The sequence below is a fragment of the Rathayibacter sp. PhB179 genome (assembly GCF_004345345.1).
Taxonomy (GTDB): domain Bacteria; phylum Actinomycetota; class Actinomycetes; order Actinomycetales; family Microbacteriaceae; genus Rathayibacter; species Rathayibacter festucae.
On sequence record NZ_SLVD01000006.1, the window covers coordinates 24,871 to 38,388 of the forward strand.

Consider the following 13,518-nt stretch of genomic DNA (forward strand, 5'->3'; position numbering starts at 1 on the left):
GATGGAGGGTGCGGGGGGTGCTGCGGCTCGCGGCTAGTGGCGGCCGAGCCACCACTGCCAGAGGCTCGGCAGGTACTTCTTCACCAGCGACTCGAGCCACGAGGGCACGGCGGGCGCGGGGGTCGGAGTGGGCGACGGGGTCGCGGTGGGCGGGGTGGTGGGCGTGGCCGTGGGAGTCGCGGTGGGCGTCGCGGTCGGCGTCGCGGTGGGGGTGGCCGTCGGCGTCGCGGTCGGCGTCGGCGTCGCGGTGGGCGGAGCGGTCGGAGTGGGCGTCGGCGTCGGCGTGGTCGCCTCCGCCACCACGGTCTCGACGTCGTCGAGCACCAGCGAGCCCGCGCCCGAGCCGTTCACGTACAGCGCGTACTGCGTGACCGAGGTGAGGTCGAGGTCGGCCTGCGGCGCCCAGGCGGGCGGCGCGAAGTCCTCGAACGGGATCCCGATCGTCTGCACGCCGTCGGCGGACGGGGTGACGGTCGCCTCCCAGTACGCGCCGTTCGCGACGAACTGCACCGCGAGCGGCACCGCCCGGTCGGCGTCGACCGTGAGCGACAGTCCGGAGTAGCCCCACCAGTTCTGCGCGGCGTCGAAGGTCCGCACCGTTCCGGCGTAACCGGCCGTGCCGGTGTCGTAGTCGAAGCGAGCGGCGCTCGTGTCGTTCGCGGGGCTCGGCACCAGCGTCGGCGTGATGGACCCGCCGCCGGTGTTCCGGACGTAGGCGGCCTGCAGCGCGGCGTCGTCGGCGTAGCCGTCGAAGTCCTCGACCACGACCGGCTCGGTCGGCAGCGCCGCGGTGCTGAACGTGCGCGTCGCCGACGCCGTGGCGCCGAGCCCGTTCACCGCGGAGACCTGCCAGTAGTACGTCGTCTCCGGGTCGAGCTCGACCGGGGGCCGGTAGCTCGTGGCCGAGAGCCCGGTGGCGGCGACCAGCGGGTCCGCGAGGTCGCTCGAGGTGGAGAGGACGAAGCGGTAGTAGGCGGCGTCCGCGGCCGGCTCCCACGAGAAGGTCGGCGTGGCGGTGACGTCCGCCGTGCCGTCGGCGGGCGCCCCGAGCGCGGGGGCCGCGGGCAGACCGAACGGCGCGGCGTTCGGGGAGGACAGGCTCACCGATCCGATCTGCGGCGTCCAGACCTCGCCCGCACCCTGCGGCCAGGAGATCCGGAGCCGGTCCACGCCGGTCAGGTCGCGGACCGAGTACGTGTACTCGCGCCAGTTCCCGGTGCCGCCGCGCGTCTCGACGGCGAGCGGCGTCCAGGTCGCGCCGTCCGCCGATCCCTCGACCGTGAGCGGCACGACCGGCTGGTCGGGCCAGTACCAGGCGGTGATGTCGGCGCCGCTGATGTCGTCGAAGGCGTACTCGAGGCTCGCCGGGTCGGCGCTGTCGCGCTTGACCCGGGAGGCGTCGCCGCCGAAGAGCGCGGGATTGCCGGTGTCGAAGGAGAGACTGCCGGTGTGGGCCGCCGTCCGGGAGAAGTCGTCCAGCGGGTCGACGAGCGCGACCTGCGCGGCGGCGCTCGTGATCGTCGCCCGCTGCAGCACGCCGGTGCTCCAGCTCACCCGCACCCGGTCGCCGGAGAGGCCGGTCGCGGCGACGACGCTCGCGCCGTCGCGCTCGGTGGTCGTGGTGGCGGCGTCGGTCCAGGTCTGCCCGTCGCTGCTCGTCGCCACGGTGACCGCGGACGGGTCCGAGACGACGAACTCCGCCGCGCCGATCCCGTCGCGCTGCCAGGTGACGCTCGCGGCGCCGGTCGCGCTGACGACGCCGCCCGCGGGGGTCGGCGCGATCTCCGCGTTCTCGTGGCCGGCGGTCAGCAGCCAGCTCTGCAGCGGGTCGACCAGCACGGCACCGCCGGCGGCTGCGACGACCGCGTCGGAGGCGGGACCGCGCTGGTCGTCGTCGCCCACCGGCACGACGCGGTAGCGCGCGCCGGCCGGGGAGTCGTAGTCGGTGACGGGCGAGGCCGAGGCCGAGACGGCTCCGTCCGTGACGTCGCTCCACTCGCCGCCGGTCGAGCGCTGCACCAGATAGCCGGTGGCGCCCGCGGTGCCGCGCCAGGAGATCTCGTTGATCCCGTAGTCCTGGTCGATCGCGGTGATCAGCGGGGCGCCGAGCTCGAGCTCGCCGGGCGTGCTGCCCGTGGCGGTGCCGTACTGCTCGATCGCGTCGACGCTCTGCTGCTCGCGCGGGGTCTCGCCGGGGTAGTGCAGGGTGAAGCCGTCGTCGTGCGGCACGAAGCCGCCGCGGTCGTTGTTGCCGAACAGCGACCAGAAGAAGGTGCCCGAGACGTTCGAGTCGGCCGCGGCCGCGCCGAGGAGGTCCTCGCTCGCGGCCGTCGAGGCGTACTCGCCGGCGATGTAGACCTTGTCCGCGCCGGCGACCGTCGCGGCGTCGGCCGAGACCCGCTCGGCGGTCGGCGGGTAGTAGTGCACGTCGACGATGTCGAGGTCGGGCGCCGCGAGGGTGTCCGGGTCGATGTCGAAGCGGCGGCCGGCGGCGACGAGCTGCTCCGGGGCCTGCTCCTTGATGTACGCGACCTGCGCGTTGATCCAGTCGAGGGTCATCCCCTCGAGCTCGTTGCCCAGCTCCCAGGCCATGATCGTCGGGTCGTCGACGAAGCGCGTGCCGGTGATCGTGTTGGTGTGGCCGAGGATCACGTCGACGTAGTCCTGGTACGCGGCGATCGCGGCCGGGTCGGAGTAGAAGTCGTCCGACTCAAGCCCGAGCGGGGTCGTGAAGTCGCGGTGACCGCCGTGGTAGTACGCCCACTCGTCGGTGAGGGGCAGCACCAGGCGGATGCCGAGGGTGCCCGCGTAGGCGACGGCGAAGTCGATGGTGCGGAACGCCTCCTCGTTGTACTCGCCGAAGCGCGGCATCAGGGCCAGCGGGTCCTCGTCGTTCTGGCCGGTCGAGGTCATCATGTGCGAGCGGACGACGGTGACGCCCATCTGCGCGGCGGTGTCCAGGGCATCCTTGATCCGGAAGTAGGTGGGGTAGTCGACGCCGCCGACGTTCTCGTCGAGGCCGAGCCAGTAGATGTTGGTGCCGCTGGCGCGGAACCGCTCGCCGTCGAGGGTCAGGGCGCTGCCGTCGCGCTGCACGAAGGCGGTGTTCTCGCTCGTCCAGTCGGCGGCCGATCCGGCGGGGGACGTCTCCGCCGATGCCGTCGGCGCCGCGGCCGGCGCGAGGACGACGAGCGACCCGGCCGTGACGGCCAGCAGCGCGGCTCCGGCGAGCGAGCGGCGCAGGGGGACCCGCGAGAACGCGGAGGGGGTGCGGTGGGCACGTGTCATGGGTTAGCCAGGCTCCTTCGACCGGTGACGTGTCTCGGCGCCGCAGCTGATCGGGAGTCGATCACCGCGGCGACGTGCCCAGAGTCGCTGATGCTCCCGCCCCGCGTCAAGTACAAAGATTAATAATTTATGTAAAGATCAGGCATGGCGAAACAGCGTCGACGCGACCGTCCCGGGGGCTCAGGCTCCGCGGGGCCCGGGGTGCGCGGGTGCGCTCGTCGTGCCGCGCGCCACCACCACGACCGGCGGGCTGGCGATCGATCCGCTCGCCGACTCGGCGATCTCGCTCAGCAGCTCCTGGCCGGTCAGCATGCCGATCACCTGCACGTCGTGCGAGACCGCCGAGAGCGGCGGCTCGCTCAGCTGGCACTGCGCGGAGTCGTCCCAGGCCAGCAGCGACATCGCCCCCGGCACGTCGAGCCCGAGCTCCCGCGCCGCGTCGAGCGCGCCGATCGCCATCAGGTCGCTGTCCAGGATCACCGCGGTCGCCCGCTCCGGCTCCTCCGTCAGCGAGCGCAGCGCCCGCCCGCCGGACTCGCGCGAGTAGTCGCCCGAGCGCTCGTCCGCCTCGATCCCCCGGTCCGCGCACTCCTTGAGGAAGCACTCGCGCCGGATCCGCGTGTGCAGCAGCTCCTCCGGCCCGCCGACGTGCGCGATCCGCTCGTGGCCGAGGTCCGCGAGGAACTGCACGGCATCGCGCATCGCGTCGTCGTCGTTCGTCCAGACCGCGCGCAGCTCGCGCGCAGCGGAGGGCGGGCCGACGATCACCGCGGGCAGCCCGAGCTCGCGCACCAGCGCCGGCCGCGGATCGTCCACCTCCAGGTCGACGAGTACGACACCGTCGACCTCGCCGTCGCGGGCCCAGCGCCGGTAGGTCTCGATCTCCGCGTCGCGGTCGGGCAGCACGTTCAGCAGCACCGAGTGCCCGGCCGGGCGGACCGCGTGCTCCACCCCCGCGATGAACTCGTGGAAGTACGGCTCGGCGCCCATGATCTCGGTGGCGCGGACGAGGGCGAGCCCGAGGGGCCGCGGCGGTCTCGGATCGGTCATGGCGGCTCTCTCTCGGACGGGCGGTACCAGCGTAGGCGCGGGCGCGGGCCGCGGCGCCCGGTCCCGTACGCTGGCGGTCGAGCGGTGAGGAGCAGGCATGGCGCGTCGTGAGGCGACCCCCGCGGCCCCGGGCAGCCGCGCCCTCGTCGTCGACCTGATCCGCTCCTCCGGACCGATCAGCCGCGTCGAGCTCACCTCGGCGACCGGCCTGACCCAGCCGTCGATCTCGCTCATCGTGCGCAAGCTGATGACCGACGGAATCGTCCGCGAGACCGGATCCACGGCCAGCGGCGGCAAGCCGCGGCAGATGCTCGAGATCAACACCCGGGCGCGGATCGGCGTCGGTGTCCAGCTCGGCTTCGAGTCGATCACCTTCGTGGCGACCGACGCCGGCGGCGGCGTGCTCGCCCGCCAGCAGATCCGCGGGGCGGCGCTCGCGGCCCCGGAGGAGGTCACCCGGCGGATCGTCGACGGCTACGCCGCGTTCGTCCGCGGCACCGGACTCGACCGCCGCACCATCGCCGGCGTCGCGGTCGTCGCGCCCGGCCCGATCGACCAGGCCGCCGGCCGGATCCTCGGCCCGCCCACCCTGCAGGGCTGGCGCGACTTCCCCCTGCGCGAGGAGCTCGGCGCCGGCTTCGGCATCCCGATCCTGCTCGACAACGACGCGGCCGCCGCCGCCATCGGCGAGTTCTGGAGCCGCGGCGTCTCGCGGCACGAGACCTTCGGCAGCATCTACATCGGCACCGGGATCGGCGCCGGCATCGTCCTCGACGGCGCGCTCTTCCGCGGCGCGAGCTCCAACGCCGCCGAGATCGGCCACATCACCATCGCCCCGGGCGGCCGGGAGTGCTTCTGCGGCAACATCGGCTGCCTCGAGCGCTACGCGGCGCCCTCCGTCGTGGTCGAGGACGCGGGAGCGGACCGCGACTCGTTCGCCGACCTCGACCTCACCTTCGAGGTGGAGCAGAACGCCCGCGACTTCGACGTGCTGAGCCTCGCCGCTATCAACGGCCACCCCGCGGCGGAGGCGCTGCTGCAGCGATCCGCCGGGCACCTCGCCGACGGCGCCGTCACCCTCGCCAACCTCTTCGACCTCGACGCGCTCGTCCTCACCGGCCCCGGCGTCGCGATCGCCGGCTCGATCTACACCCGCGCGCTGCGCTCCCGGCTGGAGGCCCGCCGCTTCGCCCGCCGCGCGCACCCGATCAGCGTCGAGCTGTCCGCGAACCCGCGCGACGCCGCGGCGATCGGCGCCTCCTCCCTCGTGCTGCAGAGCACGCTCTCGCCCGGCCACGGGCCCGTGCTGCACCAGCCGGCATGACCGAGGTCGTCACTCCGGGCGGCACGGTGCGCGGCCGGGTGGTCGAGACGCCGGACGGGGCGGTGCACGCCTTCCTCGGCGTGCCGTACCTGCGGGTGGCGGAGCGCTTCCGGCCCGGCGTGGCGGTGGAGCCGTGGGCGGGTGTGCGTCCGGCCGTCTCACGCGGGCCTCTCGCGCCGCAGCCGTTCGCCGACGCGCCCGTCTCCGAGCGGGACTCCCTGCACGTGAACATCTGGACGCCCGATCCCACCGCCCACGACCTGCCCGTCGTCGTCTGGGTGCACGGCGGACTGCACATCGTCGGATCGAACGCGGAGCCGCTCTCCGACGGCGCGCGTCTCGCCGCCGCGGGCCGGATGGTCGTCGTCTCCGTGGCTCATCGGCTCGGCGCCCTCGGCCTCCTGACCCTCGAGCACCTGCTCGGTGCGGAGTACGCCGACTCCGCGAATCTCGCGCTGCTGGATGTGATCGGCGCGCTCCGCTGGGTGCGCTCGGGCATCGCCGCGTTCGGCGGGGACCCGTCGCGGGTGACCCTCGCCGGGCAGTCCGCGGGCGCGGTACTGGTGTCGGCGCTGCTCGCCGCGCCCGCTGCCGCCGGCCTCTTCCAGCGGGCTGTGCTGCAGAGCGGCAATCCGGAGCGGATCGGGACTCGGGCGTACGGCGAGGGTGTCACCGCCGAGCTGCTCTCGCTCGTGGGCCTGGCGGACGACCCGTCGCGGCTGCTCACGCTGCCCTGGGAGGAGGTGGTCGCCGCCCAGCAGCGGCTGATCGAGCGGCGCTCGGCCGGCCACCCGAACCCGACGCCCGCCTTCCGCCCGAGCCTCGACGGCCGCGTGCTGCCTGCGGCGCCCGTGGACGCGGTCGCCGCCGGAGCGTCCTCGACGGTGGATCTGATCGTCGGCACGAACGTGAACGAGGGCTCCGGCTTCGTCGATCCCGGCGGCCCGGACCCATCGCCGGAGCTCCTCGAGCGCGAGCTGGCGCTGCTCCTGCCGCACTGGCCCGCGTCGCGCGGCCACCGGACGGAGGCGTTCGCCGCCGCCCTGCGCGCCGACCTCGGCCGCGAGGTGTCCGGCGCCGAGCTGCTCGAGGCCTGCCTCGCCGAGACGATCTACCGGCAGCCCAGCCAGCGCCTCCTCGACGCCCGCGCCGGCGCGACCGGCTCCACCCGCGCCTACCTCTTCACCTGGGAGCAGCCCGCCTCGGCCGGCGCCCGGCGGGCCGGCCACTCCCTCGAGCTGCCGTTCCTCTTCCGTCACCTCGACGACTCCGACCTCGCCCGCACCGAGGTCGGCGACGCCGCCCCCGCGTCCCTCCGCGACGCCCTCACCCGCCACTGGTCCGCCTTCGCCGCCACCGGCGCCCCCGGCCCCGACTGGCCCTCGTACGCCCCGTCCCGCGCGACCCTCCTCCTCGCGGAGTTCCCCCGCGTCGCCCACGCCCCCCGCGACGCCGTCCGCCGCCTGGCCGCGTCGTCCCGCCCGCTCCCCACCTGACGCGCGCGCTGCCCCTCCCACTCCTCAAAAGTTGTCGTACTCGAGCACCCACCACGACAACTTCTGCGCACCCGCGGCGTCCGTCCGCCGCTACTCCACTGTGTCGATCACGTCGATCCGCCAGCGGCCGTCGAAGACCAGGCCGATCCGCACGCGGTGGATCAGGTCCGCCTCCTCGGTGCTGCGGAACGTCTACTTGCCGTTGGCGAGGACGCGGATGCCCGTCGTGTCGAGGAGCGCCCCGACGACGGCGTCGGTACCCGAGTTCGACAGCAGCTCGACCTCGGAGACGACCATGCTCCCGACCTGCCTCACCTTGCCCCGCGAGTACCACCGAGCATCCGAGTCGAGATCAGGGAAGAGCTTCTCTGTCACCGCGTCCGCCAGCTCCTCCGGAACACTCGCCGTATAGCCGCCCTGCGCCCACTCGTCGTAGGCGGCCACGAAGGCCTGCACGGCCTCGACCGGTCCCTCTTTCTCGGACTGCACAGCTCCGTCCCTCCTCTTCTCCTCCTCGATGAGGAGAGCGTCGTGACGAGGGTGCCGGAAGCGCCGCACGAGCTGCCGCCGCAGGCGCGGAATCCTCGCCAGGGCGAGGAACATCATGCTGATCGAGTAGCCCGCACAGCGGGCGTATCGAGATCCACCACCGTCAGAACCGGAGTCCGCAGACCCGCCCTCCTGGCGACGCCGGGTCTCGATACGCCCCTGCGCGGCTACTCGACCAGCATGACGGGAGGCCCCACGTCCTCTCCCTCACTGCCCCCGTCACGCCAGCCCCGCGCCGCCGATCGCGAGCGACACGATCACCGTGAGCACCGTCGTCCACAGCGCGATCGCGATGCCCTGCCAGAGCAGGACGCGGCCCTTCGCGACGCCGGCGCCGGCGAGCATCACCGCGGTGAAGTGGGTGGGCAGCAGCAGCGGGCCGAGCAGGCTCACGCCGGGCACGCCGTAGCGGGTGAACGCCCGCTGGAACTTCTCGCGGCGGGCCGTGGCGCGCCTCCGCGGCTTCCCACCGGTGATCGCCGAGCGGACGCCCGCGCCGAGCAGCACGAGCAGCGCCACGCAGAGGAAGTTGCCCGCGGCGGCCGACACCGCGGCGACCACCGGGTGGATCCCGCCGATGATGCCGATCGTTGCGGCCCCTTCGCCCTCGATGAACGGCACGGCTCCGGCGAGCGCCACCACGAGCGGCTGGACGAGGTCGGGGACGTCCTGGATGAGGCCCTGGAATCCGAGGATCGCGTCGCTGACGATGGTCGACATGGCGGTGTCTCCTTCTGGCTGAGCGGCTGAACCGCTGCCCCGTCGATCGGGACGAGTCCATCCCAGCCCGCCGCAGGGGGTGCCCGGCAGTGCCCTCCCGTCACCGCCGCTCGGGAGGAACGGCCGCCCGAGGGGTGACAATTGTCATGGTCGTACCCTGGGCCGCATGCCGACCGCACTGCTCCCTCCCGCCGAGACGACCGCCGCTCCGCCCTCGGGCAAGGGCGTCGCCGCGACCTGGTGGTACACGCTGCTCTCGGCCGGCTCGTTCGTGCTCGCGGTGCTGTTCGTCTGGCTGGTGCCGCAGCTGGTCGGCGACGCATCGCCGTGGCGGGTGGTCGGCTACCTCCTCGGCGCCGCGCTCTGGGCGGCGGTCTTCACCGTCTCCGCGCAGCGCTACCGCCGGGCCGACCGGGACGCCCCGACGCGCGTCGGCCCCGCCACCCTCGGACTCCAGGCCCTCGGTCTCGTCGGCGCCGCGGCGACGGGGCTGGCGGCGGGCAGCCCCACCCTCCCGCTCTCGCTCGCGTTCGTGCTCGTCGTGCTGCTGCCCTGGCCGCGCGGGATCCGCTGGCGGGTCACCACGTTCCTCACCGTGCTGCTCGCCGTCAGCGCCTGGCTCGAGCACGATCGGGCGTCGGGCACCGCGCCGCTCTCGCTCGCACCGGGTGCCGCGCCGGTCCTGTTCGCGTTCGCGGCCGCGCTGCCCCTCGCGATCGTCAGCATGCTCTGGTGGTGGGACATCGTCCGCGAGCTCGATCGCGCGCGGGTCGCGGAGGGCCGCCTCGCGGCCGCGCAGGAGCGGCTGATCCTCGCCGGCGACGTGCACGACCTCCAAGGACACCATCTGCAGGTGATCGCCCTGCAGCTCGAGCTCGCCGAGCGGCTGCTCCGCGACGATCCGGACGGCGCTCTGGAGCAGCTCCGCGCCGCGCAGCGCTCGGTCGACGGCGCCCGCACCGGCACTCGCGAGCTGGCGACGCGCTTCCGCAGCGTCTCGCTCGCCGACGAGCTCGCCAACGCCGCCGACCTGCTCCGCTCGGCGGGGCTGCGGGTCGAGCTGGCCGTCGATCCCGACGCGGACCGCGCCCCCGCCGACGTGCTCGGGCCGGTGGTCCGCGAGAGCACGACCAACATCCTGAAGCACGGCGGCGGCGAGTCGGCTCGGCTGCGGCTGGCGCGCGAGGCGGAGTCGTGGCGCTTCCAGGCGGTGAACGACGTGCCCGAGGGGGCCGAGTCGGAGGGGGCCGAGTCGGAGGGCGTCGAGGCCGGCACCGGCTCCGGCGTCCTCGGCATGACCGAGCGGATCGAGCGGGCCGGCGGCACACTGAGAACCCGCACCGCGCGCCGCTCCTTCGAGCTCGACGCGCGCCTGCCCGGCGGTGCCGCGTGATCCGGGTGCTCCTCGCCGACGACGAGGACATGATCCGCACCGCCCTGGCCGCGCTGCTCCGGCTCGAGCCCGACCTCGAGATCGTCGGCGAGTGCCGCGACGGCGCGGAGGCGGTCGCCGAGGCCGTGCGCCTCGAGCCCGACGTCTGCCTCTTCGACGTCGAGATGCCCGGCATGGACGGCATCGAGGCGGCGGAGCGACTGCGCCGCGTCTCGGCGACCCGGGTCGTCGTGGTCACCCGGCACGCGCGGCCCGGTGTGCTGCGCCGCGCGCTGGCCGTCGGCGTCAGTGGCTTCCTGCCCAAGTCGCGGCGGGTGGAGGACGTGGCGGAGGTGATCCGCCAGGTCGCCGCCGGCCGCCGCTACGTGGATCCCGAGATCGCGGCCGACGCCCTCGCGACCACGCGCAGCCCGCTCACCGACCGCGAGCTGGACGTGCTGAGCGCCGGCTCCCGCGGCGAGACCACCGGCGAGATCGGCAGGGCCCTGCACCTGTCCGCGGGCACCGTGCGCAACCATGTCTCGTCGATCCTGCGCAAGCTCGACGTCGACACCCGCCAGCGCGCCGTGATCGAGGCCCGTGAGAACGGCTGGATCTGACGCCGCAACCCGGCACTGCCCCGTCCGATCTGCAGGCGATCCGCCCCTCCTGCCTCCCGCCCTCGCGCCGGTAAGCGGCTTCCCCGCCGGATCACCTGCACAACGGACGCGCACCTGCACAACGGACGCGCACCTGCACTGCGGAGGGCTGCTGTCCGATCTGCAGGCGATCCGCCCCTCCTGCCTGCCGCCCTCGCCCCGTTGAGTGGCTTCCCCGCCGAATCACCTGCACAACAGAGGAGCACCTGCACAACGCGCGGGCACCTGCACAACGGAGGAGCACCTGCACACCGGCCCGGCACCCTCCCGGAGGGGTGCTGTCCGATGTGCAGGCGATCACGCCGGCACGAGACGCACGGACGCGGCGGAAATCGCGTTCCCGCGCGGATCGCCTGCAGATCGAACCGGCGCCGGGCTCAGAGCGCGATGACCACGCTCTTCAGCTCGCAGAACGAGCGCAGCGCCTCCTCGCCCAGGTCGCGCCCCATCCCGGACTCCCCCACGCCGCCGAACGACAGCGCCGGGTCGAACAGGTTGTACGTGTTGACCCACACCGTCCCCGCGCGCAGCCGCCGACCCATCCGGTGCGCCCGCGCCAGGTCGTTCGTCCACACCCCCGCGGCGAGGCCGTAGGTCTGGTCGTTGGCGAGAGCCACCGCCTCGTCCTCGTCCTCGAACGGGATGATGCCGACGACCGGCCCGAAGATCTCCTCGCGCGCGATGGTCATCGTGTTCGTGACCCCCGTGAACAGCGTCGGCTCGACGTAGTAGCCCGGCCGGTCCGGCACGCCGCCACCCACCGCGACGACCGCGCCCTCCGCCTCGCCCTGCGCGATGTAGCCGAGCACCTGCTGCCGCTGCTCCTCGGACACGAGCGGCCCCACGGTCACGCCGCCGGCCAGCCCGTCGCCGAGCGCGACCTTCCGCACCGCCGCGGTCAGCCGCTCCGTCGTCTCGTCGAGGATCGAGCGCTGCACCAGCAGCCGGCTGCCCGCCGTGCACATCTGGCCGGAGTGGCCGAACGACGCGCGCATCGCGGTCAGCACCACGGCGTCCAGGTCCGCGTCCTCGAACACGATGTTCGGGCTCTTGCCGCCCAGTTCCAGAGTCAAGCGGGTGAAGTCCTCGCTCGCGGCGCGCATCACCTTCCGGCCGACCTCGGTGCTGCCGGTGAAGGACACCTTGCTGACCAGCGGGTGCTCGGTGAGCGCCGCGCCGACCCGGCCGTCGCCGGTGAGCACGTTGACGACTCCCGCGGGGACGCCCGCCTCCTCGCAGATCGCCGCGAGGCGCAGCATGGTCAGCGGAGTCTGCTCCGCCGGCTTCACGACGACGGTGCAGCCCGCGGCGAGCGCCGGCGCCAGCTTGAAGCTCGCCGTCATGATCGGGAAGTTCCACGGCAGGATCAGCGCCGCGACTCCCACCGGCTCGAGCGTCGTGTAGACGTGGTGCTGCGCGTCGACGGGCACGACCGTTCCGGTCAGCCGCGACGGCGCACCGGCGTAGTAGCGGAAGACCCGGGCCGAGGTGGCGGTGTCGGCGCGCGAGCGCTCGATCGGCTTGCCGTTGTCGCGGGTCTCGAGCACTGCGAGATCCTCGAGTCGGTCCTCGATCAGGTCGGCGACGCGGTTCAGGATGCGGCTGCGGTCGTGCGGGCTCATCCCGCTCCAGCGCGCGTCGTCGTGCGCGCGGCGGGCGGCGGTGACGGCCGCCTCGATCTCGGCGGGGCCGGCCTGCGGGACGCGGGTGAGCAGCTCCTCCGTGGCGGGGTCGACGACGTCGAGCAGCTCCGCGCCCTCGGGAGCGAGCCACGCGCCGTCGACGAGGAAGGGCTCGATCGGCGCGAGCGGGGCGAGGGTGTCTCTCATGGGGTCTGCGTCTCTCTCATCGGGGGGCCGGGTCGGGGCCGGAGTCTTCGGGGCCGGAGGGCGGGGCGGGGGGCGGGCCGGAGTGGTCGGTCACGGCCGGTCGAGCAGCCGGGCGGGCTCCTCGACGCTCATCCGCCGCAGCACGTCGTCCTCGACGCCGAGCGCGCGGAGCCCCGGCAGGACGCGCGCGCCGAGGTGGTCGAAGCCGTGCCCGCCGAAGCGGCGCAGCTGGCCCTTCGTCCAGGTGCTGTGGCCGAGCACCCAGCGGATGCCGGGGTCGGTGCCGAGCAGCTCCAGCAGCGCGTCCAGGCGCTGCGGGTCGCTCGCGTTGCGGATCCGGCCGACGTGCGCGCCCTCGTTGCCGAAGCAGAGCTCCAGCACGGCGCCGGCCCGACCGAGGTCGCGGAGGTAGGGCAGGTCGAGGAACTCGTCGACGGTGCTGAACACGACGCGGGAGGGATCCACTCCCTCGGCGACGACGTGCGCGAGCACCTCGACCCCGTTGCGGGCGTCGGCGGCGAGCCGGACGGTGATCGCGGAGCCGGTGGCGGCGGCCGCGCGGGCCGCGGCGGTGAGGCTGATCCGCTCCTGCTCCCCCTCGGGCGTCGCGAAGGCGCCGGTCGTGCCCATCAGGCCGAGGAGTCCCGCGCGGTAGGTCGTGCCGGGGATCGCCTCCGTCAGCGCCCGGATGAAGAGCTCGGTGCGGCCGTCGACGTCGAGGGCGAGGTACCACTCGGGCAGCAGCCGCGGGAGGTAGGCGCCGTAGCCGGCGGCGATCGCGACGCCCGCCTGCCCGGACAGGGCGGGCAGGCGCGCATGGTCGGGCCCGAAGCCGAGCGAGCTGAGGTCGACGGCCAGGGCGAGACCGGCCGACGCTCCCACGCGCAGCTCGTCCGCGAGCAGCTCGACGTCGTCGAGGCGGAGGTTGTCGGCGAGCGCGAGCTGGCTCCAGCGCAGGGCGGCCGCGAGCTCGGCGGTGACCGGGGCGTCCGGATCGAGCGCCTCGACGCCGGGCCGCTGCAGCGCGCTCGCGTCGGTCAGCAGATGCTCGTGCATCGACACGACGCCGAGTTCCGCCGCCTCGACCGGGCCGAGGACCGTCTGGATGGCCATGCGCCGCCTCTCGCGCGGCACGCTGCCGCTGGATCCAATATAGAGCCGGATGGATCCAGAAGCGACGTGTCGGTACTCTCCCAGCCTCGCGATCGCGATCCCTGAGTAGAATCGCAGA

At 73.9% G+C, this 13,518-nt stretch carries 10 protein-coding genes; 4 read left to right on the forward strand and 6 right to left on the reverse strand.

The genetic code is table 11. From position 1 onward, the window contains the following. Positions 1 to 33: 33 nt before the first annotated feature. Positions 34 to 3,288, reverse strand: a complete 3,255-nt coding sequence (locus EDF43_RS13065; RefSeq protein ID WP_132437281.1) for a carbohydrate binding domain-containing protein — start codon at positions 3,286 to 3,288, stop codon at positions 34 to 36. 180 nt (positions 3,289 to 3,468) lie between these two features. Next, positions 3,469 to 4,338, reverse strand: coding sequence for a substrate-binding domain-containing protein (locus tag EDF43_RS13070; RefSeq protein WP_165909112.1), 870 nt, complete (start codon positions 4,336 to 4,338; stop codon positions 3,469 to 3,471). A 97-nt stretch (positions 4,339 to 4,435) separates the two neighbouring features. Between EDF43_RS13070 and EDF43_RS13075 the strand changes: the two genes are divergently transcribed. Further along, positions 4,436 to 5,662: an ROK family protein gene (locus tag EDF43_RS13075; protein WP_132437283.1), complete on the forward strand. Its 1,227-nt coding sequence runs from the start codon at positions 4,436 to 4,438 to the stop codon at positions 5,660 to 5,662. Further along, positions 5,659 to 7,158, forward strand: a complete 1,500-nt coding sequence (locus EDF43_RS13080) for a carboxylesterase family protein (RefSeq protein ID WP_132437284.1) — start codon at positions 5,659 to 5,661, stop codon at positions 7,156 to 7,158. The genes EDF43_RS13075 and EDF43_RS13080 overlap by 4 nt, the downstream gene beginning before the upstream one ends. Positions 7,159 to 7,350: 192 nt before the next feature. Here the strand turns inward: EDF43_RS13080 and EDF43_RS13085 are convergent, their stop codons facing one another. Continuing rightward, positions 7,351 to 7,647, reverse strand: a complete 297-nt coding sequence (locus EDF43_RS13085; protein WP_132437285.1) for a hypothetical protein — start codon at positions 7,645 to 7,647, stop codon at positions 7,351 to 7,353. A 279-nt stretch (positions 7,648 to 7,926) separates the two neighbouring features. Next, a complete protein-coding gene (locus tag EDF43_RS13090) occupies positions 7,927 to 8,427 on the reverse strand; it encodes a small multidrug efflux protein (protein ID WP_123736113.1) in 501 nt (166 codons plus the stop codon). A gap of 166 nt (positions 8,428 to 8,593) precedes the next feature. Here EDF43_RS13090 and EDF43_RS13095 point away from each other — a divergent pair, with 166 nt between their 5' ends. Together EDF43_RS13095 and EDF43_RS13100 are read left to right on the forward strand one after the other, a co-directional pair. After that, positions 8,594 to 9,820, forward strand: a complete 1,227-nt coding sequence (locus EDF43_RS13095; protein ID WP_132437286.1) for a histidine kinase — start codon at positions 8,594 to 8,596, stop codon at positions 9,818 to 9,820. Then, a complete protein-coding gene (locus tag EDF43_RS13100) occupies positions 9,817 to 10,419 on the forward strand; it encodes a response regulator transcription factor (RefSeq protein ID WP_132437287.1) in 603 nt (200 codons plus the stop codon). The genes EDF43_RS13095 and EDF43_RS13100 overlap by 4 nt, the downstream gene beginning before the upstream one ends. Before the next feature lie 416 nt (positions 10,420 to 10,835). Here the strand turns inward: EDF43_RS13100 and EDF43_RS13105 are convergent, their stop codons facing one another. Together EDF43_RS13105 and EDF43_RS13110 are read right to left on the reverse strand one after the other, a co-directional pair. Further along, the gene (locus EDF43_RS13105; RefSeq protein ID WP_132437288.1) at positions 10,836 to 12,287 is read right to left on the reverse strand and encodes an aldehyde dehydrogenase family protein; all 1,452 of its coding nucleotides are present in this window, start codon (positions 12,285 to 12,287) and stop codon (positions 10,836 to 10,838) included. Between the two features lie 90 nt (positions 12,288 to 12,377). Continuing rightward, positions 12,378 to 13,400, reverse strand: coding sequence for a phosphotriesterase (locus tag EDF43_RS13110; RefSeq protein ID WP_132437289.1), 1,023 nt, complete (start codon positions 13,398 to 13,400; stop codon positions 12,378 to 12,380). Between the last annotated feature and the right edge of the window lie 118 nt (positions 13,401 to 13,518).